20 protein-coding genes are annotated in these 18,346 nt (G+C 61.2%); 7 read left to right on the top strand and 13 right to left on the bottom strand.

Annotated elements, in window-relative coordinates:
• Positions 1–77: 77 nt before the first annotated feature.
• Positions 78–851 (bottom strand): L-iditol 2-dehydrogenase, encoded by a 774-nt coding sequence (locus AACU78_RS02400; protein WP_106579639.1) that lies wholly within the window; start codon positions 849–851, stop codon positions 78–80.
• Between the two features lie 17 nt (positions 852–868).
• On the bottom strand, positions 869–2,128 hold the full coding sequence (locus tag AACU78_RS02395) for an ABC transporter substrate-binding protein (RefSeq protein ID WP_371924194.1): 1,260 nt from the start codon (positions 2,126–2,128) through the stop codon (positions 869–871).
• Positions 2,129–2,389: 261 nt separating this feature from the next.
• Between AACU78_RS02395 and AACU78_RS02390 the strand changes: the two genes are divergently transcribed.
• The 3 genes from AACU78_RS02390 (at position 2,390) to AACU78_RS02380 (ending at position 5,470) form a co-directional block, all read left to right on the top strand.
• Positions 2,390–3,328 (top strand): AraC family transcriptional regulator, encoded by a 939-nt coding sequence (locus tag AACU78_RS02390; RefSeq protein ID WP_106579637.1) that lies wholly within the window; start codon positions 2,390–2,392, stop codon positions 3,326–3,328.
• 154 nt (positions 3,329–3,482) lie between these two features.
• Positions 3,483–4,430 carry a nucleoside-specific channel-forming protein Tsx gene (locus AACU78_RS02385; protein ID WP_106579636.1) on the top strand — a complete coding sequence of 316 codons (948 nt, stop codon included), beginning with the start codon at positions 3,483–3,485 and terminating at the stop codon, positions 4,428–4,430.
• A gap of 14 nt (positions 4,431–4,444) precedes the next feature.
• A complete protein-coding gene (locus AACU78_RS02380) occupies positions 4,445–5,470 on the top strand; it encodes a purine-nucleoside phosphorylase (RefSeq protein WP_106579635.1) in 1,026 nt (341 codons plus the stop codon).
• Between the two features lie 125 nt (positions 5,471–5,595).
• On the opposite strand, the gene AACU78_RS02375 is transcribed toward AACU78_RS02380, so the two are convergent.
• From AACU78_RS02375 to AACU78_RS02360, 4 genes are all read right to left on the bottom strand, one after another.
• Positions 5,596–5,931, bottom strand: a complete 336-nt coding sequence (locus AACU78_RS02375; protein WP_106579634.1) for a DUF6124 family protein — start codon at positions 5,929–5,931, stop codon at positions 5,596–5,598.
• Positions 5,932–7,431: 1,500 nt separating this feature from the next.
• Positions 7,432–8,391, bottom strand: coding sequence for a quinone oxidoreductase family protein (locus tag AACU78_RS02370; protein ID WP_106579633.1), 960 nt, complete (start codon positions 8,389–8,391; stop codon positions 7,432–7,434).
• Between the two features lie 30 nt (positions 8,392–8,421).
• Complete coding sequence (locus AACU78_RS02365) at positions 8,422–8,595, bottom strand: DUF1427 family protein (protein ID WP_106579632.1); 174 nt, start codon at positions 8,593–8,595, stop codon at positions 8,422–8,424.
• Positions 8,596–8,684: 89 nt separating this feature from the next.
• Positions 8,685–9,449 carry an AraC family transcriptional regulator gene (locus tag AACU78_RS02360; RefSeq protein ID WP_106579631.1) on the bottom strand — a complete coding sequence of 255 codons (765 nt, stop codon included), beginning with the start codon at positions 9,447–9,449 and terminating at the stop codon, positions 8,685–8,687.
• Positions 9,450–9,568: 119 nt separating this feature from the next.
• Between AACU78_RS02360 and AACU78_RS02355 the strand changes: the two genes are divergently transcribed.
• A complete protein-coding gene (locus tag AACU78_RS02355; protein ID WP_106579630.1) occupies positions 9,569–9,841 on the top strand; it encodes a hypothetical protein in 273 nt (90 codons plus the stop codon).
• A gap of 36 nt (positions 9,842–9,877) precedes the next feature.
• On the opposite strand, the gene AACU78_RS02350 is transcribed toward AACU78_RS02355, so the two are convergent.
• The 3 genes from AACU78_RS02350 to AACU78_RS02340 all read right to left on the bottom strand — a co-directional run bounded on the left by AACU78_RS02350 (position 9,878) and on the right by AACU78_RS02340 (position 11,084).
• Positions 9,878–10,048: a metallothionein gene (locus tag AACU78_RS02350; RefSeq protein ID WP_106579629.1), complete on the bottom strand. Its 171-nt coding sequence runs from the start codon at positions 10,046–10,048 to the stop codon at positions 9,878–9,880.
• Between the two features lie 87 nt (positions 10,049–10,135).
• Positions 10,136–10,591: a DMT family transporter gene (locus tag AACU78_RS02345; RefSeq protein WP_106579628.1), complete on the bottom strand. Its 456-nt coding sequence runs from the start codon at positions 10,589–10,591 to the stop codon at positions 10,136–10,138.
• 4 nt (positions 10,592–10,595) lie between these two features.
• Positions 10,596–11,084, bottom strand: a complete 489-nt coding sequence (locus AACU78_RS02340; protein ID WP_106579627.1) for a DMT family transporter — start codon at positions 11,082–11,084, stop codon at positions 10,596–10,598.
• 117 nt (positions 11,085–11,201) lie between these two features.
• Between AACU78_RS02340 and AACU78_RS02335 the strand changes: the two genes are divergently transcribed.
• Entirely contained in the window at positions 11,202–12,134 is a 933-nt protein-coding gene (locus AACU78_RS02335) for a LysR family transcriptional regulator (RefSeq protein WP_106579626.1), read from the top strand.
• A 1-nt stretch (position 12,135) separates the two neighbouring features.
• On the opposite strand, the gene AACU78_RS02330 is transcribed toward AACU78_RS02335, so the two are convergent.
• From AACU78_RS02330 to AACU78_RS02320, 3 genes are all read right to left on the bottom strand, one after another.
• A complete protein-coding gene (locus AACU78_RS02330) occupies positions 12,136–13,455 on the bottom strand; it encodes an Nramp family divalent metal transporter (protein WP_106579625.1) in 1,320 nt (439 codons plus the stop codon).
• Between the two features lie 41 nt (positions 13,456–13,496).
• Positions 13,497–15,050, bottom strand: coding sequence for a DUF726 domain-containing protein (locus tag AACU78_RS02325; protein ID WP_106579624.1), 1,554 nt, complete (start codon positions 15,048–15,050; stop codon positions 13,497–13,499).
• Between the two features lie 87 nt (positions 15,051–15,137).
• A complete protein-coding gene (locus tag AACU78_RS02320; protein WP_106579623.1) occupies positions 15,138–15,920 on the bottom strand; it encodes an AraC family transcriptional regulator in 783 nt (260 codons plus the stop codon).
• 97 nt (positions 15,921–16,017) lie between these two features.
• Here AACU78_RS02320 and AACU78_RS02315 point away from each other — a divergent pair, with 97 nt between their 5' ends.
• Together AACU78_RS02315 and AACU78_RS02310 are read left to right on the top strand one after the other, a co-directional pair.
• Positions 16,018–16,890 (top strand): EamA family transporter, encoded by an 873-nt coding sequence (locus tag AACU78_RS02315; protein ID WP_106579767.1) that lies wholly within the window; start codon positions 16,018–16,020, stop codon positions 16,888–16,890.
• 81 nt (positions 16,891–16,971) lie between these two features.
• Entirely contained in the window at positions 16,972–17,373 is a 402-nt protein-coding gene (locus AACU78_RS02310; protein ID WP_106579622.1) for a RidA family protein, read from the top strand.
• Here AACU78_RS02310 and AACU78_RS02305 read toward each other — a convergent pair.
• Positions 17,363–18,259: a LysR family transcriptional regulator gene (locus AACU78_RS02305; RefSeq protein WP_106579621.1), complete on the bottom strand. Its 897-nt coding sequence runs from the start codon at positions 18,257–18,259 to the stop codon at positions 17,363–17,365. The genes AACU78_RS02310 and AACU78_RS02305 overlap by 11 nt on opposite strands.
• Positions 18,260–18,346: the final 87 nt, after the last annotated feature.

Genomic DNA, 18,346 nt, shown 5'->3' with positions numbered 1-18,346 from the left:
TCAGTCACCGGATGGATTAGCTGACCCACCGCATTCGCGAGCAAGCCCGCTCCCACATTTTTGATTGGTGCAAGGCGCTAGTTCATCCAGTTGCCGCCATCGACGTTGTAGGTTTGGGCGACTACATAGTCGGCCTCTTTGGAAGCCAGGAAGATAGCCATCCCGGTCAAATCCTCCGCAGTGCCCATCCGCCCGAACGGCACCTCGGCCCCTACCCGCTTCTTCTTCTCGCCCGGCGCCAACCCTTCATGCTGGGCAAACAGCGCGTCCACGCCATCCCAATGCTCGCCGTCCACCACGCCGGGTGCAATGGCGTTGACGTTGATGCCCTGTTTGATCAGATTCAGCCCCGCCGATTGCGTGAGGCTGATCACGGCCGCCTTGGTCGCACAATAGATCGCCACCAACGGCTCGCCCCGCCGCCCGGCCTGGCTGGCCATGTTGATGATCTTGCCGCCGTGGCCCTGGCTGATCATCTGCCGGGCGGCGGCCTGCAGGGTGAACAGCGTGCCGGCGACGTTGATCGAGAACAGGCGCTCATAGCTGTCGCGGGTAATGTCGACGATGGGCGCCAGGTCAAACAGAGCGGCGTTATTGATCAGGATGTCGAGCTTGCCGGCATGGGCCACCACGGCGGCAATCGCGGCGTCGATGGAGGCCTGGTCGGTGACGTCCATCGCGACGGCATACGCCTGTGGGCCCAGCTCAGCGGCGGTGGCCTGGGCGCGTTGCAGGTTGATGTCGGCGATGGCTACCGTAGCGCCTTCGGCGATATACGCCTGGGCAAAGGCGCGACCGATGCCGCGCGCCGATCCGGTGATCAGCGCGCTCTTACCTTCGAGTCGTTTCATGGGCTGTCCTGTAGAAATTATTTCGGGTAGCCGGCGCGTTTCATCTCGCGCTCGGTGGTGGACTGAGCTTCGAGCAGCGCCTGGTCAACCGTCATGCCGCCGGTCAGCGCTGCCGAAAACAGCTTGCCGACCGAGGTGCCGATGGCCTGGAACTCAGGAATGGTCACGTACTGAATGCCCACGTACGGCACCGGCTTGGCCGAGGGGTGCGCGGGGTCGGCGTGCTTCATCATTTCCAGGGTCACCTGGGCAAACGGCGCGGCCTTCAGGTAAGCCTCGCTGTAGGTGGACTGGCGCGTGCCCGGCGGTACGTTGGTGATGCCTTCTTTATCGGCGACCAGTTGGATGTAATCCTTGGACGTTGCCCAGGTGATGAACGCCTTGGCGGCGTCTTTGTGCTTGGAGGTCGCCGGAATCGCCAGGGACCAGGCGTAGAGCCAGGAAGAGCCTTTGTCGGTGACTTCGGTGGGGGCCGCAGCAAAGCCTACGTCGTCGGCGACCTTGCTCTGGCTTTTGTCGGTAGTGAAGGAGCCGGCGACGCTGGCGTCCACCCAGATCGCGCATTTGCCGCTGTTGAACAGCGCCAGGGTTTCGTTGAAGCCATTGCTGGAGACGCCAGGCGGGCCGTAGTTCTTCAGGGTGTTGACGTAATAGTTGGCGGCGGCGGTCCACTCGGGGCTGGTCAGTTCCGGCTTCCACTGTTCGTCGAACCAGCGCGCACCAAAGGCGTTGGCCATGGTGCTCAGCAGCGCGATGTTCTCGCCCCAGCCGGCCTTGCCGCGCAGGCACATGCCGTATTGGTCTTTGTCTTTGGCCGTGAGTTTGGCGGCGAACTCACCCAGCTGGGTCCAGGTGGGATGCGCGGGCATGCTCAGCCCGGCTTGCTTGAACAGGTCGGTGCGGTAGTAGGTGACCGTACTTTCGCCATAGAACGGCAAGGCGTACAGGGTGTTATCGACCGACAGGCCCTGGCGCACCGATGGGAAAATATCCTCGGCGTCGTAGTCGGCCGGCAGTTGGGTCAGGGGTTCCAGCCAGTGCTTGGCGCCCCATAACGGCGTCTCGTAGGTGCCGATGGTCAGCACGTCGAACTGGCCACCCTGGGTGGCGATATCGGTGGTGAGGCGCTGGCGCAGCACGTTTTCTTCCAGTACCACCCAGTTGAGCTTGATGTCCGGGTGCTGGGCCTCGAAGACCTTGGACAGGCGTTGCATGCGGATCATGTCGCTGTTGTTGACGGTGGCGATGGTGACGGTGTCGGCGGCATAGCTGGGCATGGCCAAGGCCAGGCCGGACAGCAGGAAAAGCGCTTGCGGGAGCTTTGACATGGCGGTATCCACCTGTTGTTTTTGTTGTCGAGCGCCGATTACAGCAGCTTGGCCAAGCCCTCACAAACGAATGGCGAATGCGCCACTGATACTTTTTTAACCCGGGCGCGCAGATCAAAAAAGTATCAGTGCCGAGCGAAACCGGGGGTAGCGCAGCCGCTGCCAACGCGGGTATTTTGCTGGGATTCCAGCCGTAAAAGAGGCATCACCATGCCCATCAGCCGCGCCAAACTGTTCGAGCACCGCCCCGCCGAACTCGAAGTCATCCTGCCCGAGCCGGACCACTGCTTCCGCTGGTTCGAACACGATTACCCGTATGATCTGGCGCGCTGGAACCACCACCCCGAGTTCGAAATTCACCTGATCCGCCAGGGCAGCGGCAAGTTGGTGGCCGGCGACTATATCGGCGCGTTCAGTGCCGGGCATGTCGCGCTGATCGGCCCGGACTTGCCCCACGACTGGATCGGCGACCTGGCCCCCGGCGAATACCTGACCGGGCGCGACGTGGTGCTGCAATTCGACGGCGCCGCCCTCCTCGCCCTGCGCAAAACCCTGCCGGAACTCGGCGACCTGCAACCGCTGTTCGAACACGCCCGGCGCGGCCTGCAATTCAGCGGCGACACCGCCGTGCACGCCGCGCGCTTGCTCGAAGACATCGGCAGCGCCCAAGGCCTGCAACGGCTGATCCTGTTCCTGCAACTGCTCGACACCCTGAAAAACGCCCCGGTGCCCCACGTGCAGGCGCTGGCCAGCCCCTGCTACGCCCCCACCCTGGACGCACGCAGCGCCGAGCGCATCAACAAGGCCTTCGATTACCTGATGAGGGAACTGACCGGCGACCTGCGCTTGTCCGTCATCGCGCAACAGCTGGACATGAGCGAGCCGGGCTTCTCGCGGTTTTTCAAACGCAACACCGGCCACGGTTTTATCGACCTGATGCGCAAGTTTCGCGTACAGCGCGCCTGTCGGCTGTTGCTGCAAAGCGACATGTCGGTGGCGGATATCTGTTTTGAAGTGGGCTACGCCAACCTGTCCAACTTCAACCGGCATTTTCGGATCGAGATGAACCAGACGCCGAGCGAGTATCGACGGGAGACGGCGATGCATTTGTTCAACCGGATCGAGAAAATGACACCCAGTCATTTTTGATCAAAGCGTCGACTAATTATGCTTTTCTCCATTTTATTCAAGCCATTGAGCAAAGTTGGTACAGCCTGTGCAAACGTTTGCGGAACGAACTTGGTAGGCAAGTTCTCCTTTACCCGAGGAATCGGGTCAAACCGCGTACGAATAGGGATTTTCCATGCACCCCACCTCAAGGCGTCCTGCTTCCTTTGGTGTTTCCTTGCTACTGGCCGCCGTTACGGGAGTACTCAGCGCACCCATTTTGGCGCAGGAAAAACCCGCCGATGACTCAGCACAGGGCGAAACCCTGGCCCCTGAAGCCAGCCCGACGAAAAAAGGCGCGTACCTGTCGGAATGGTTCAACCAGGACCTGACACTGATCGGCAGCAAAGACATCAGCTTCGGCCCCAAACCGCAGGATGACGTGTACCTGGAATACGAGTACTTCGGTCGCAAGGGCCCGTTCGAGTTGTATGGCTATATCGACGTGCCGAAAATTCTCGGGATCGGTAACAGTAATGACAAAGGCGCGTGGGACCATGGCTCGCCGGTGTTCATGGAGCACGAACCGCGCATCTCCATCGACTACCTGGCCGGCCGCAGCCTGGCCATCGGGCCGTTCAAGGAATGGTACGTGGCGTTTGACTGGATCTACGACCACGGCAGCAACAAGTCGAACCGCGCCAACACCCTGTACAGCGGCCTGGGCACCGACATCGACACGCACTCGCGGGTCAACCTGTCGGCCAACTTCTATGGGCGTTACCAGTGGGAAAACTATGGCGCGAGCAATGAATACCAGTGGGATGGCTACCGCGCGCAAATGAAGTACATCGTGCCCATCAGCAAGTTCGACAACGGCGCGTCGCTGACCTACATCGGCTTCACCAACTACGACTTCGGCTCGGACCTGCACAAGGACAACCCGGCACGCACCGCCAATTCGGTGGTGGCCACCAACGTGCTGCTGTACTCGTTCACCCACCTGCGTTTCACCCTGGTCGGCCGTTACTTTCACAACGGCGGCAACTGGGAGGACGGCAGCGAGCTGAATTTTGGCGAAGGCAACTTCCGCGCCCGCTCGGATGGCTGGGGCTACTACGCCGGTGTCGGCTACCAATTCTGATCAAGGAGTATTAGATGAACGCATTAACCCGTCTTTCGCTGGCCGTCGGCCTGGCTGTGTTGCCCCATGTGGTGCTGGCGGACACCGCGCCGATCAAGCCTAAAGTGATGCTGATCACCATGTTTGCCCCCGAGGCGCAAACCTGGATCGATCGCCTGGAACTCAAGCAGGAAGTGCGCGTGCCCGGCCTGTCCGCCGAATACCCGGTGATCCGCTGCAACACCCAGGACGTGTGCCTGCTGGTCACCGGCATGGGCCAAACCAACGCCGCCGCCTCCACCCTGGCATTGGCCTTGTCGCCCAAGTTCGACCTGCGCCAGAGCTATTTCCTGATTGCCGGGATTGCCGGCATCAGCCCCAAACACGGCACCATTGGCACCGCCGCCTGGGCGCATTACCTGGTGGAGTTCGGCACCCAGTGGGAAATCGACTCGCGCGATGCGCCTAAAGGCTGGCCGACCGGTTACATCGGTATCAACACCAAAGGCCCGAACGAGAAACCGCCGCTGGACTACAAAACCGAAGTGTTTGAGCTCAACCCCAAGCTGCAAGCCAAGGCATTTGCCCTGTCGCACAAGGTGGAGTTGAGCGAAAGCAAGGAATCCACCGCCTGGCGCAAACACTACCCGGCGGCCCCGGCCAATCAGCCGCCGCAAGTGACCCAATGTGACACCGTGGCGGGCAACACCTGGTTTTCCGGTACCCGCCTGAGCGAGCGCGCCGAGGTCTGGACCAAGTTGCTCACCGACAACAAAGGCGAGTACTGCACCACCCAGCAGGAAGACAACTCCACCTATGAAGCCCTGCTGCGCGCCAGCCGCGAAGGGTTGGTGGATATCCAGCGCCTGGCCGTGGTGCGTGCCGGGTCCGATTTCGACCGGCCGTACCCTGGCTACAGCGAGGTGGACAACCTGCTGAAATATGCCGACCAAGGCGGGTTTGTGCCGGCGTTGGAAAACCTGTATCGCACGGGCAATCCGTTGGTACAGGCGATTCTCAAGAACTGGTCCGCCTGGGAAAAAGGCGTCCCCGAAGCCTAGTAAAGATCAAACTGTGGGAGCGGGCTTGCTCGCGAATGCGGTGTTCCAGTCAACCTTTCTGTGGCTGACCCACCGCTTTCGCGAGCAAGCCCGCTCCCACATTTTTTCGACCGTGTTAACAATCCTTATGCCGTCGGATGGGCCACATTCAGCGCCTTATCCACCAACAGCTGCACCCCTTCCAGCATCCGGCAGATGCCCAGCGCGACATTACGTTGCGACCCTTCGATTTCAAACGCCATATGGTGAGCGATGTCACTGATGGACGCCAAATCCTGGGAAGCATTGACCAGCAAGGTTTCTGTGCCCAGATCGGCGCGCACGGTGAAGAGCCCGTCGGCAGGTTCGAGGATGGGTTTTGCGGGGTTGAGGTAGTGGTTGATCGCGCGGTAGGCCACTTCGTGCAGGGTGCTGGTATCGAAGTCTGGTTGGCCTGGGGGATTTGGGCTGTCTTTGATCATGGTCAAGATCCTAAGATTGAGTGGAGCTGCCAACATTCGCGGTCAAGCAAAGAGGGAGGCAGCTGTACGCGGGTTGACCGACCGGCAATCAAAGGAAATCCGGCATACCCGAAGGTATCCCGCGTACAGCCACCGCAACACGATACCTCAGGCGTAAAAAAAACACCTGAAATAGGTTTTTGCCGTAGCAGTACTTCAATTAATCGGACGGTCAAATCCGGTCGCTGAATGGGCAGCGACGGCAGTGAGGTTAGTCAGCGCCCTTCCGAGCGACAACCTGAAACCCTTGTGGGAAACGTCTGATCAAGCGCGCCTCCTGAAACCCAATGAAGATCAAAATGTGGGAGCGGGCTTGCCCGCGATGGCGGCCTATCAGGTAAAAAATTGTGGGCTGACTCACCGCTATCGCGGCATAGGTTTCTACACATCTTTTTTACGAATTTAGTTCTGTGGGGGTTGCGGAGGCCGCTGGGTACATATCCGTTGTTTGGGTGATGGCGGATATGGGTTCCGCTCTTACAGCGGGTCACTTTTGGAAAAGAGCCCGGAATGCCGGCCCAGCCAAAAGTAACCAAAAGGGCTCTTGCCCCACCACTCGGCACCTCGCTCACGCTTCGGTGTGCCCTCACGCAGGCTTTGGAGCGGGGGCCGCCGCGATGGGCCATCCATGGCCCAGCGCGGCTAAACCGGCGTCCTGCCGGTTTACCCCCGCTCCAAAACCTGCGTTCGGCCAGCGTGGTTTAACGGGGCGCCTAAGATCAAAATACAGATCAAGATCAAGGTCTACAGCACGGCGGCCTAGTAGCCGACCTGATCTTGGAAACTGAACTCGGTTGAATTGTGGGAGGGGGCTTGCCCCCGATGGCGGTGTGTCAGTCAGCTAATTAGTAACTGACCCACCGCATTCGCGAGCAAGCCCGCTCCCACATTTTGAGCCCAGTACATCAGGTAGATGGGTGTACTCGGTCAAAGGTGGGAGCTGGCTTGCCTGCGATGGCATCAACTGGTTATGCATGATGTACCGAAGTGTCTGCATCGCAGGCAAGCCAGCTCCCACAGAAAAACAGCTCTGCCTTTGCCCTGTTTTTGCCCTGCTTTTGCTTCAACCACTCAGGTCGGCTACCAGGCCGCCGTGCTCTGCTCTTGATCTGCTTTTGATCTTGATCTGACAGGCCCCGTCAACCACGCTGGCCGAACGCAGGCTTGAATCCGTGGGTAACCCGGCAGGACGCCGGGTTAGCCGTGTTGGGCCATGGATGGCCCGTCACGGCGGCCCACGGATTCAAGCCGGAGTGAGGGCATGCCGAGCCTAGGCGAGGCACCGAGTGGTGGGGCAAAGACCTTTTGGTTACTTTTGGCTGGGCCGGCATTCCGGGCGTTTGCCAAAAGTGACCCGCTGTAAGAGCGGAACCATAAGCGGCCGTTACCGCAGCAACGGATATGTACTCAAACCAAGGTGATGCCATCCCAGGAAAGCCAGCGCCCACATTGGCGAGTGAGTTAAGGTACAAAGATGATCTTGTCCGCACTGCCCGTGTTCACTTCTTCGTAGCACTGCACGCCATCCGCCAACGCCACTTCGCGCAAGCCAGTGGGCAACGGCAACGACCCCTCATCAAAAAAACGCCCGAACTGCTCCAGCATCACCGCGCACTGCTCGCAGTTGTAGAGTAACGAGTTGATCCCCACCACCGAACCGCCTTTGCGATACAGCGCCAGGGCCGGCAGTTGCACATGCCCATCCACCGGTGCGGCGATAATTGCAATACGGCCGAACGGCGCCAAACCGACAACAGACGCCGGCAACCAGAAACCGGTGGTGTCGAAGATTACATCCGCGCCGCCCTTGAACACGGCATTAACCTGCGCGCCCAACTCTTCCGGCTTGCCCAGCGTAATTGCCTCAAACCCTTGAGCCTGCAGCACCTCGACCTGATCAGCCTTGCGCACCGCCGCCAATACCTGCGCACCCCGGATCTTCGCCAACGCCAAGGCCGCGCTGCCCACGGCGCCATTGGCGCCAATCACCAACAACCGCGTGCCTTTAACCACACCGCTGCGCTCCAGCGCATCCCATGCGGTGGTGTACGGCACACCGAGGCTGGCGGCTTGGGCAAAACTCAAATGCGTTGGCTTATGCGCCACACCCTTGGCCGACACGGTGAGGTATTGAGCGTGGGAGCCATCGGCAAAAAAGCCGAGGTCGCGCCCGGTGCCCCACACCTCTTGACCGACCAGTGCCTGCGGCCCCTCGACCACAACCCCGGCAAAATCCCGGCCGGGAATACGCGGCAATGTGGTGTAGGGAAAACGACCGAGCACGTTCTTGACGTCGCTGGGGTTCAGGCCGGCAGCCTTGATTTGCACCAGTACTTCACCGGCAGCCGGCACCGGCTCGGCGACGTCAACGAAACTCAGGGCGGCGAGGTCGCCGGTGGCGGAAAATTGCAGTGCTTTCATGGCCAATATCCATTGAAGGGAAATAGGGAATCAGGACAACCAACCGCTGACCCACTCGCGCCCCATGGGCCAGAGTTTCTCGCCGAGTAACATGCCCATCAGGCCCACCAGGGCAATGGCGGGCGGCGCGGGTGAGCGGAAGTCCAAGGCGCCGTAGATCACGCCGACAAACAGGCCGATGGCGAGGGAAAGCAGGTAGTTCATGAGGACGGCGCCTTGTAGGTTGATGCGCTCAGTGTAGTGAGCGCCTGCCTGAAGCATCGGCCAAGTGCTTCAGGATTTCGGCCAAACCCTCAACCTGCGTAGTGCGACGGCGCCACGCCGAGTTCACGCCGGAACATGTCGCTGAAGCTGCTGGGCGAATAGCCCAAAGACCGTGCAATGCCACTCACCGACTGGCCCTGGATCAGCTCGGCCACCGCCGTGGCCAGTTGCACCTGGCGGCGCCATTCGGCAAAGCCCATGCCCAGGTGGTTCTGGAACAGCCGCGCCAGGGTGCGCACGCTGGCACCGGCGGCCTCGGCGTGTTGCTCGAACGGAACCTCCAGCGACGGCGCCGCCATCACCGCCTGGCAGGCGTTGATCAAGCGACGGTCGGCGCCCACCGGCATGGCGATGCGGATCTGCGAACGACGGGCCCGCTGCAATTCCAGCAGGGCCAGGCCGACGACGGCGTCGTAGTAGGCCGTATCGCCGTTGTCGCCCTGGTCGACCAAGGTGACGATCAGCTCGCGCAACAGCCCGCCGACTTCAATCACCTGCACCTGGCTGTCCAGCGTCGCCGCCAGGGCCGGGCGCAGGTAGATATTGCGCATCTGCAGGTCCGAGACCACGCGGATGCCATGTTCCACGCCCGGCGGCAGCCACACCGCGCGCTGGGGCGGCACAACCAGCGCTTCGCGAGGCGTTTCGACCCACATCACGCCGCTCATGGCGTAGAGCAACTGGCCCCAGTCGTGGCTGTGGGGCTCGACGTACAACCCACGCGGGTAGGTGCGCGCCAGGGGTTGCACGGGCACGGCGTGATCACTGAGGTCGGGGGGCGCGGCCAGGGCCATGGGCTACACATCATCAAGGGTGAGCCGCCATGGTAATGACCGGCGCCCCACAATCCGAGTGAATTTTTACTGCCCGCAACGATCACTTGCTTACACCTTGAGAGTAGGGAGCTCTAACAATGGACGGATCAGAACCGGTCAATGGCAAGGCGCGCATCGACTACACCCAGGACACCTCATTCGGACCGATGGCCAAGCATGCCGAGTGCCAGGTGAGTGTTCAGCGCACACCGGAGCGCACCGTGCTGCGGGTGTTCCAGCCGCTGCCGGATGATCTGCACGCGGCGCAAACCGTGGTGTTTGCGCTCCAGGGGCGACGGATCAGCGCGGTGGTCAAAGGCCGTCAGCGCCTGGCCGACCACAGCGTCAGGTTTGAACTCAAACCCCACTAAAAAGAGGCCGGTAACACCGGCCTCCCGCCAACACGCTTAGCCGTGAGCCGACTTGGCGCACTCACAGCCCGTTGGCGCCATACACGGCTCACCATGGGCATGGTGCTCGGCACAGCCTTGGCAGCAATAGCCTTTACCGTCCTTCATTACCGCGTCGGCGCCCAGTACACATTTACAGTGTGGGCAAGCACAGGTTTTATCTGGCATGGTCAGACTCCTTTTCATGGTCGTCCAAGTGCTGCGAACGCAGCACCTTAAGCAATGACTCCCGGCAACGCAGCAAGGTTCAGCCCATTAATCGGCCTGACGAGTATTGCTGCGGTACATGAACACCAGCGCCAGCGCCAGACAGAGCATCGCCACGATACGGCTGCCCGACAGTTCGATCGCCGGGTTACCCAGCCAGCCGAAGTTGTCGATCAGCATGCCCATGCCCAACTGCCCGACGATCACCGCCACCGTTGCCACCGCCGTGCCGACGATGGGCACCGCGCCGACCATTACCATCATGTACACCACGCCGAACAGCGCGCCGGTCAGTTGCCACTTGGGCACCTCGAGCAAGCTGACGGCCTGGGCCGGCTCGAAAAAGAAAATCAACAGCGCCGTGGTGATTGCGCCCACCGCAAAGGTCAGCAAGCTGCTGCGCAATACGCCCACTGCCTGGCCCAGGCGGCCGTTAATGGCCGCTTGCACACTCAGTACCGCACCGGCGGCAATCACCAGTACCAACAACAGAATCAGATTCATCGCCTTACCCTCGTGCAATCAGAACAAGTGCCGCCACAATCAGCGCCAACGCAATCCAGCGCTCACCATTGACCCGCTTGCGTGCCGTGCCAAACCAGCCGAAATGGTCGATCAACACACTCTTGCCCACCTGGCCCGAGAGGATCGCGATCATGGTCATGGCGATACCGATATGCGGCGTGGCCAACGTCAACACCACCACATACATCGGCCCCAGGAAGCCGCCGATCAACTGCCAGCGTGGCAGGTCGGTCAGCGCCGGGCCTTTTTGCGGGCCGCTGAACAGCAACAGCAGAAACAGGATCGCCGTGCCCACGCCGAAGATGCTCAAGGTCGCCCACAAGTGGCCTACCTGTACGCCCAGCGGCCCGAGCAAACCAGCCTCCACCGACAGGCCCATGCCCGCCAAAATCACCAACGGCAACAACAACAGCCGTAGAAGGTTTTTCTTCGGCGTGGCCCGAGCCACACCCTCGATCGAACTTGCCTGCATACATCACCTGCGCTTCAAGAAGTAGACATGGCGCGCATTATCCGGTGGCCGTGCTGTGCGATAAATGGGAGCATGCGGATAACACCTTTGCGCATAACGCACAGCTTGGAGACCATGATGCAGGGCTTGAATGAATTGAGTTTCAAGGCGTTGCGCCTGTTTGTCGCGGTGCTGGATCACGGCAGCTTTTCTGAAGTCGCGCGCCGGGAAAGCCTGGCGCCCTCCTCCATTTCTCGGCAGATCCAGTTGATGGAGCAGGCACTCGGCCAACAGTTGTTGTACCGCCACACCCGCGCCGTGAGCCCTACCGAGGCCGGGCGCCTGCTCGGTCATCATGCGCGCTTGATGCTGGAACAACTGGAAACAGCCGGCCAGGCGTTGCAGGAACAGGAAAGCGAACCCAGCGGCCTGGTACGCATCAACGCGCCGATGGTGTTCGGCCAGCGTCATCTATCGCCGTGGCTGGGCGAGCTGTGCCGGCGCTATCCCAAGTTACAACTGGATATCCAGCAAACCGACACCTACGTCGACCCACTGCAAGACGGCACCGACTTGCTGTTTCGTATCGGCGTGCTCAACGATTCCGGCATGCAGGCCCGCATCTTCGCGCCGCAGCGCTTTCGCATCGCCGCCAGCCCTGCCTACCTGGCCCGGCATGGCACACCGCGCCACCCCGACGAGCTGGTCAACCATCAGTGCCTGGCCTACAAGGGCATCACCGGCCAGCAACGCTGGTTTTTCCGCCGCGACCAGGGCGATTGGACGTCCTACAGCGTCAAAGGCCCGATCACCGGCAACCACGCCGATACCCTCACCCACGCTGCCGAACAAGGCCTGGGGCTGGTGGTGTTTCCGTCCTGGCTGATCGGCGAAGGCTTGCGCGCCGGCACCTTGCAGGCGGTGCTGACCGAATACGACGTAGCGACGACGCTTGAGCCGCAGCAGATTGCCGCGTTATGGCCCGGCAGCCGCCGGCTGTCATTGAAGGTGCGCACGGTGATTGATTATTTTGTCGAGTGTTTTGGCGCGGTGCCGTATTGGGACCGGTGATTCAAAACAACCACTGCCCAATCAACCACGCGTTCGCCCCGCTGATCACGGCAAACAGAAACCACGCCAACAGCCGCGTGGGCAGGCGGTTCACAAACGGCCCCATCAATTGCTTGTCACCCGTCATGCGGATCAGTGGGTACAGCGCGAACGGCAACTGCAGGCTGAGGACCACCTGGCTCAGAATCAGCAACTTGCCGATGGCATCGTCGCCCATCAGCCACACCCCCAAAAACGCCGGGATCAGTGCCAGGCCTCGGGTGATCAGGCGGCGCTGCCAGCAGGGAATGCGCAGGTTGAGGTAACCCTCCATGATCACCTGCCCGGCAATCGTGCCGGTGAAGGTCGAACTTTGCCCGGAGGCGAGCAACGCGATACCAAACAGGACACTGGCAAAAGCCCCGCCCACCAGTGGGTCGAGCAGGTGGTAAGCATCCTGAATCTCGACCACGTCGGTGTGGCCAGTCTTGTAGAACGCAGCGGCGGCCAGCACCAGGATTGCCGCGTTGACCAACAAGGCCAGGGCCAGTGAGCCGATGGTGTCGATACGCGCCAGTTTGACCGCGTCCTGTTTGCTGGCGAGGTCTTTGCCGATCAGCCGGGTTTGCACGATGGAGCTGTGCAGGTAAAGGTTATGCGGCATTACCGTGGCACCCAGGATCCCGATGGCCAGGTACAACGGCGCAGCGTCGCTGATGGCCGACAGTGACGGGGCGAAGCCACTCAACACGTCCGGCCAGTAGGGTTTGATCAGCACCAGTTCGATAAAGAAGCACACGCCAATGGTCGCGACCAGCGCCAGCATGATCGCTTCCAGTCGGCGAAAACCACGGTTTTGCAAGGCCAGAATCAACAGCGTGTCGAACGCGGTAATGACGATGCCGGTGGTCAGCGACACGCCCAGCAACAGGTGAAACGCCAGGGCGCAGCCGAGCACTTCGGCAAGGTCGGTGGCGATGATCGAAATTTCCGCCAGCACCCACTGCGTGCGGGCCGAGCGTTTGCTGTAGCGCTCACGGCACAGTTGCGCCAGGTCTTTGCCGGTGGCGATGCCCAGCCGTGAACACAGGCATTGCACAGCCATGCCTGCCAGGCTGGCCAGCAGCACCACGAATAACAGGTTGTACCCGTAGCGCGAGCCGGCCTCGATGGCCGTGGCCCAGTTGCCGGGGTCCATGTAGCCAATCGAAATCAGCAGGCCGGGGCCGGCGAACATCAGCGCCCGTTTGAAAAACGAAGCCTTGGGGTCAACGATGACGGAGCCGGCCACTTCCGGCGGGCAGAATGGGGCAGTAGCGATTTTCGGCAGGCTGAATTTCACGCGGTATCCCAGGCAAACATACAAGTCAGAGCCGCAGCTTATCAGTCCGACACGACCGTGCGCATCACCGTCTCCCGCGGCAGGTGGAACGTGTCCACGACCTGCACCACCAGGTCCATCTCCTGGTTCAGCGCCTCGCGCGCCATGCGCTGGCGAATCATGCCGATCATCAACACCGATAAGGTGGTAATCGAGTACGCCGGGCCGGAAAACGCCCGCACGCCCGTCACCAGGAGCATCGCCGCGGCCAATGCCTGGCCCACCACGGGAATCGCCGTGGCGGCACCGCGGCGCACGATAAACCCGGTCAACCCCGCCAACGCCGTGCCACTTAAGGCCGTGGTGGCCGAGCGGCCTACATCGAAGCGGTTGAACAAGCCCTGCTCTTTTTGCGCGGCCGCCTTGAGTTCCGCGTCGAAGGCTTGACGGTCCGCACGGCTGAGCTTGTCCTTGTATTGCTCGATCAGTTTCTCCGCGACTTGGGCCTCGATGTCCGCCAGCGCAACGGTTTCCAGCGCTTGGTCAAACTTGATCCCCAGGCGCTGCGCCACATCTTCGGCGATCTGGCGATAACTCACGCCATGGCCACGGGCCAGGTTCATAAAGCTGTCACCGCCCATGCGCTGCAACTCGATGGCCAGTTTCAGCGGTTCGCGCACGCCGGCATCGATCGATGCACTGCGTTTTTGCGCCATCAATTCGGCCAGGAACTTCAACTCGTCCGGCCGCGCCTGCACCAACGCGGGGAACAACTCCACGTCCTCCTCGGCAAAGCGAACTTCAGTGCTGCGCTGATCGGCGCGGATCATGCCGCGCCGTTCCTGCAACAGGTCGGTGTATTGCACCACCGTTTTCAGCTGCGGCCAGTAGGCGGCATGGTCGAACGTCGCCAGGTGCACATTGGTGACCTTGGCCTTGAGCGCTGGCGTGACATCAATTGCATAACGCCCAATGCAACGTTCGGTGTCCGGTTTCATGGCCAGCGCCCAGTCTTTGCTGGAGTGGCAGTTGATCACACGGCCCTTGAGCGGCGCCGACACTTCATCCCACGGGCTCGACGTACAGATCGCCCCGCCCATCAGCAACAGGTTGTTCAGCGGCAGTTCGCGAGCCACCTCGGGGCTGGCCAGCACGCTCTTGACCAGAATGCGCGCGCCCAGCGAATGCCCGATGAGGTTGATGCGCCGTACCTCCAGCGACTCGGCGTGCAGGTAACTGGCCAGTTCAGGCAACAGGGTCTTGGCCACTTCATCGACGCGCGCCTCGACACTTTTGTAATGGTCGAGGAAATAGGCAATCGCTTTGCCCACGCCCACCGTCGCGGCGCCCAGGCCGCCACCGCCGAGCATCGAGGTGATCACATCCTTGAAGGGCGCAAACAGGTTTTCGAGAAAATGCCCCGCCGGCCAGAACAGCATCAGGTTGGTCGAGCCTTCGATGCTCGCCAGCTGCTGCTTGAAATTGCCCAGTTGCTGGCGGTTGAAGAAGGCCGAATAACCGTGAACGTAGAGATTGAGCACATCCCCCTGAGGCTCGCCGCACAGTACAAACGTGGGCTTGCGGGTGCGGTGCATTTCATCCCACTGGTGTTGCATGGGCCGGTGACTCCTGGTGACGATGGACGGCGATAGTAACAAAGCATGACCTTGGTGAAGGTGAATCCTGACCGACGTGTGCCGTTTTCAGAACGCAGACGCTGCCCTGGATTTGGCCAGGTAGCGCGCGGGCGCGTCTCCCAGGTTTCGGCGGAAGACCGCGGTAAAGGCGCTGGAACTGCTGAAACCCAACCCCAACGCCACCTCGGTAATGGAGGCGCCATGACTGAGCCGCGCAGTGGCTTCAAGCAGGCAGACCTGCTGACGCCAGGCCACAAACGTCATGCCGGTGCCTTCGTGGAAATGGCGAGTGAAGGTGCGTCGGCTCATGTTCGACCACTGGGCCATCTCATCCAGGGAGATGGTCTGCGCAGGGGCCTGCAGAAAACGCCGGCAAGCCTGGGCCAAACGTGGCTCGGCAGGCAACGGCGCGCTGAGGGGCACTTCGGGCATGGCGCTTATTTCGTCGATCAACAGCGTCAATATGCACTGCTGACGGACCGTAATCGCCGCCGACGGCGCGATCGCCAGTGCCGCTTCCAACAGATGCCTGAGCAATGGCGACACCTCGAATACCTGGCAACGATCCCGCAGCCCTGCCCGCTTGGCAGCCTGGTCATCGAGGTAGGTATTGAGCATCACCACATCGCCGCGCATGTGCATTTCATGGGGCACACCGCCCGGCACCCAGATCGCCCGCTGCGGCGGCACCACCCAATTGCCGAGGTCGGTGAACATCTTCAACGCACCGGTAGAGGCGTAGGCAAATTGCCCGCGTGCATGGGTATGCCGCTCGAAGACGGTGCCGCACGCATAGTCACGCAGCGTGACAACGGCTTCAGGGTCAGTGGCTTCAAATGTCGGGATCATGGCCCGATAGTGTCAAATTATGACCTGACATAGCAAGCGGGCCATACGGCCCCGCCCTAGCATGATGGCCCGGATCAACCCATTCAAAGGCCCGCTCATGCACAAGCAACACCTCGCCCTCGCCCTGCTCGTCACCCTGGTGTGGGGTTTGAACTTCCCCATTACCCAGTTGGGCTTGCGCTCAATCGACCCGTTTGTACTGACCGGCATCCGCTTTGCCCTCGCCGCCTTGCCGCTGGTGTTCTTCATCAAGCGCCCCGCCGTCAAGTTCGGCTATGTGGCGGCCTATGGCGTTATCTTCGGGCTGGGCATGTGGGGCGTGATCAACTACGGCATCCAGGCAGGCGTCAGCCCTGGAATCGCCTCGCTGATCATTCAGCTCAGCGTGTTTTTCACGCTGGGCTGGGGCTGTCTGTTGTTCAAGGAACACATTCGCCGTGCGCAGTGGGTCGGCGCGTTGCTCGCCTTGATTGGGCTGGCGGGGATCATCTGCACCCAAGACGGCGAGCATGCGGTGCTCGGCGTGCTGCTGATCGTGCTCAGCGCGTTGGCGTGGAGCATCGGCAATATCATCATCAAGGCGTCGGGGGTGAAGGAAATTTTCTCGTTCATGGTGTGGGCCAGCCTGTTTCCGCCGGTGCCGTTGTGTCTGATGGCCTGGTGGATGCACGGCAGCACCGCGTTCGAGAACGTGCCCGCCAGCCTTGACCTCACCGCGGTGATGTCGATCCTGTTTCAGGTTTATTTGGCCACGCACTTTGCCTACTGGGGCTGGAATTCGTTGCTCAAGGCCTACCCCGTTTCGACCGTGGCGCCGCTGTCGTTGCTGATACCGGTATTCGGCATCGGCAGTTCGATGCTGATACTGGGCGAGCGCATTTCCACGCCCCACCTGGTCTTCATCATGGTCATTATCAGCGGCCTGGCGATAGGGCTTTACCGCAAGCCGATTGTGCAAACCGATAGATAGTCATGGCAAAAAACCGGGATGTTGTTCGCGCATTCAGTCCACTAGCATTCGCTCAGTCTTGTACTGAACCGAGGAAACACCATGAGCACGCCCGAGTTTTTTGTCACCCCAGGTTATGGCGATTACCTGCGCGAACACCTGCACTATTCCCAGGCGGTCAAAGTCGGTAACCGCGTGGAAACCTCCGGCCAGGGCGGTTGGGATGATGACTTCCAGATCCCTGCCGACCTCGGCGAAGAAATCGCCCGGGCCTTTCATAACCTGGAGCGCACCCTGGCCAGCGCTGGCGCGCAGTGGGCGCACGTGATTCACGTCAACTCCTACCACGTCGGTGGCTTCCCACCGGAGGTCAACGAGGCGATGGTCAAGCAGTACCGGCGCTACATGCCCGACCACGCGCCGATCTGGACGCAGGTCGGCGTGCAGGCGCTGGGGCTGCCGACCATGCGTGTAGAGATTCGTGTGACCGCGATTATTCCCTGACACCGAACGTACGCATCACCCATTCGGTAAATACCTTGAGCCGTGCGCTCTGGTGACGGTTGGGCGGGTAAAGGATGTGCAGCGCCGTGGGCGGGCGCGACCAGTCCGGCAATACGCTGACCAACTGGCCGGTGTCCAGGTAGTACTGCACGATGGAGGTCACATGCTGCCCGACGCCAAGGCCGGCGAGCAGCATTTCCTTGAGGCCATTGCCTTCGTTGGTCGAGAAGGCGCAGCCGTTGACCTCGATACGCTGCCCGCCCTTCTCGAAAATCAGCGGCTCCGGCTTGCCCGAGCCGGTGAAGAAATAACCGGCTTTGAGGTGGTTGTTCTGCAGGTCCTCGGGCGAGGCCGGCAGCCCTCTACGGGCAACGTAACTGGGCGCCGCGCAGGTGAGGTACTCAAGGTCAGCCACCTTGCGCCCGATCATCGCCATGTCGTCCAGCGTGCCGGCACGGATCACGCAGTCAACGCCCTCCCCGACGATGTTCACGGCACGGTCACTGATCCCCAGGGCAATAGTGATGTCGGGGTACTGCCGATGAAAATCCACCAGCGCCGGGATCAACAGGCAATTGGCAAACGAGGCCGGTGCGTCCACGCGCAGATGCCCGCCGGGCTTGAGGATTTGCCCGCGCGCGGCGCTGTCCACTTCATCCAGCTCAGCCACCAGCCGCCGTGCATGGCCATAGTATTCGAGCCCTTCGGACGTCGGCGCCAAGGCGCGGGTGGTGCGGTGTATCAGCTTGAGGCCCAGGTGTTTTTCAAGGTCGGTGATCAGCTTGCTGACCGTGGAGCGTGGCAGCGCCAGCTGGTCGGACGCACGGCTGAACGAACCGGTATCGACGACACGGACGAAGGCGCGCAGGGCGAGAAGTTGGTTCATGTGAGTGCCTCAATGCGACTTAGTCAGCGAAGTTGTCGATCATGACCTCGCCACCGGCAAACGTCGCGATTGACTATTTTTAATGGG

This window comes from Pseudomonas sp. R9.37 (assembly GCF_963878885.1).
Lineage (GTDB): Bacteria > Pseudomonadota > Gammaproteobacteria > Pseudomonadales > Pseudomonadaceae > Aquipseudomonas.
This window is presented reverse-complemented; position numbering and strand designations above follow the sequence as displayed.

Excerpts from the sequence above, each read along its gene's own strand:
- AACU78_RS02400 (WP_106579639.1), bottom strand. The coding sequence starts at position 851 with ATGAAACGACTCGAAGGTAAGAGCGCGCTGATCACCGGATCGGCGCGC.
- AACU78_RS02395 (WP_371924194.1), bottom strand. The coding sequence starts at position 2,128 with ATGCCCAGCTATGCCGCCGACACCGTCACCATCGCCACCGTCAACAAC.
- AACU78_RS02390 (WP_106579637.1), top strand. The coding sequence starts at position 2,390 with ATGCCCATCAGCCGCGCCAAACTGTTCGAGCACCGCCCCGCCGAACTC.
- AACU78_RS02385 (WP_106579636.1), top strand. The coding sequence starts at position 3,483 with ATGCACCCCACCTCAAGGCGTCCTGCTTCCTTTGGTGTTTCCTTGCTA.
- AACU78_RS02380 (WP_106579635.1), top strand. The coding sequence starts at position 4,445 with ATGAACGCATTAACCCGTCTTTCGCTGGCCGTCGGCCTGGCTGTGTTG.
- AACU78_RS02375 (WP_106579634.1), bottom strand. The coding sequence starts at position 5,931 with ATGATCAAAGACAGCCCAAATCCCCCAGGCCAACCAGACTTCGATACC.
- AACU78_RS02370 (WP_106579633.1), bottom strand. The coding sequence starts at position 8,391 with ATGAAAGCACTGCAATTTTCCGCCACCGGCGACCTCGCCGCCCTGAGT.
- AACU78_RS02365 (WP_106579632.1), bottom strand. The coding sequence starts at position 8,595 with ATGAACTACCTGCTTTCCCTCGCCATCGGCCTGTTTGTCGGCGTGATC.
- AACU78_RS02360 (WP_106579631.1), bottom strand. The coding sequence starts at position 9,449 with ATGGCCCTGGCCGCGCCCCCCGACCTCAGTGATCACGCCGTGCCCGTG.
- AACU78_RS02355 (WP_106579630.1), top strand. The coding sequence starts at position 9,569 with ATGGACGGATCAGAACCGGTCAATGGCAAGGCGCGCATCGACTACACC.
- AACU78_RS02350 (WP_106579629.1), bottom strand. The coding sequence starts at position 10,048 with ATGCCAGATAAAACCTGTGCTTGCCCACACTGTAAATGTGTACTGGGC.
- AACU78_RS02345 (WP_106579628.1), bottom strand. The coding sequence starts at position 10,591 with ATGAATCTGATTCTGTTGTTGGTACTGGTGATTGCCGCCGGTGCGGTA.
- AACU78_RS02340 (WP_106579627.1), bottom strand. The coding sequence starts at position 11,084 with ATGCAGGCAAGTTCGATCGAGGGTGTGGCTCGGGCCACGCCGAAGAAA.
- AACU78_RS02335 (WP_106579626.1), top strand. The coding sequence starts at position 11,202 with ATGCAGGGCTTGAATGAATTGAGTTTCAAGGCGTTGCGCCTGTTTGTC.
- AACU78_RS02325 (WP_106579624.1), bottom strand. The coding sequence starts at position 15,050 with ATGCAACACCAGTGGGATGAAATGCACCGCACCCGCAAGCCCACGTTT.
- AACU78_RS02320 (WP_106579623.1), bottom strand. The coding sequence starts at position 15,920 with ATGATCCCGACATTTGAAGCCACTGACCCTGAAGCCGTTGTCACGCTG.
- AACU78_RS02315 (WP_106579767.1), top strand. The coding sequence starts at position 16,018 with ATGCACAAGCAACACCTCGCCCTCGCCCTGCTCGTCACCCTGGTGTGG.
- AACU78_RS02310 (WP_106579622.1), top strand. The coding sequence starts at position 16,972 with ATGAGCACGCCCGAGTTTTTTGTCACCCCAGGTTATGGCGATTACCTG.
- AACU78_RS02305 (WP_106579621.1), bottom strand. The coding sequence starts at position 18,259 with ATGAACCAACTTCTCGCCCTGCGCGCCTTCGTCCGTGTCGTCGATACC.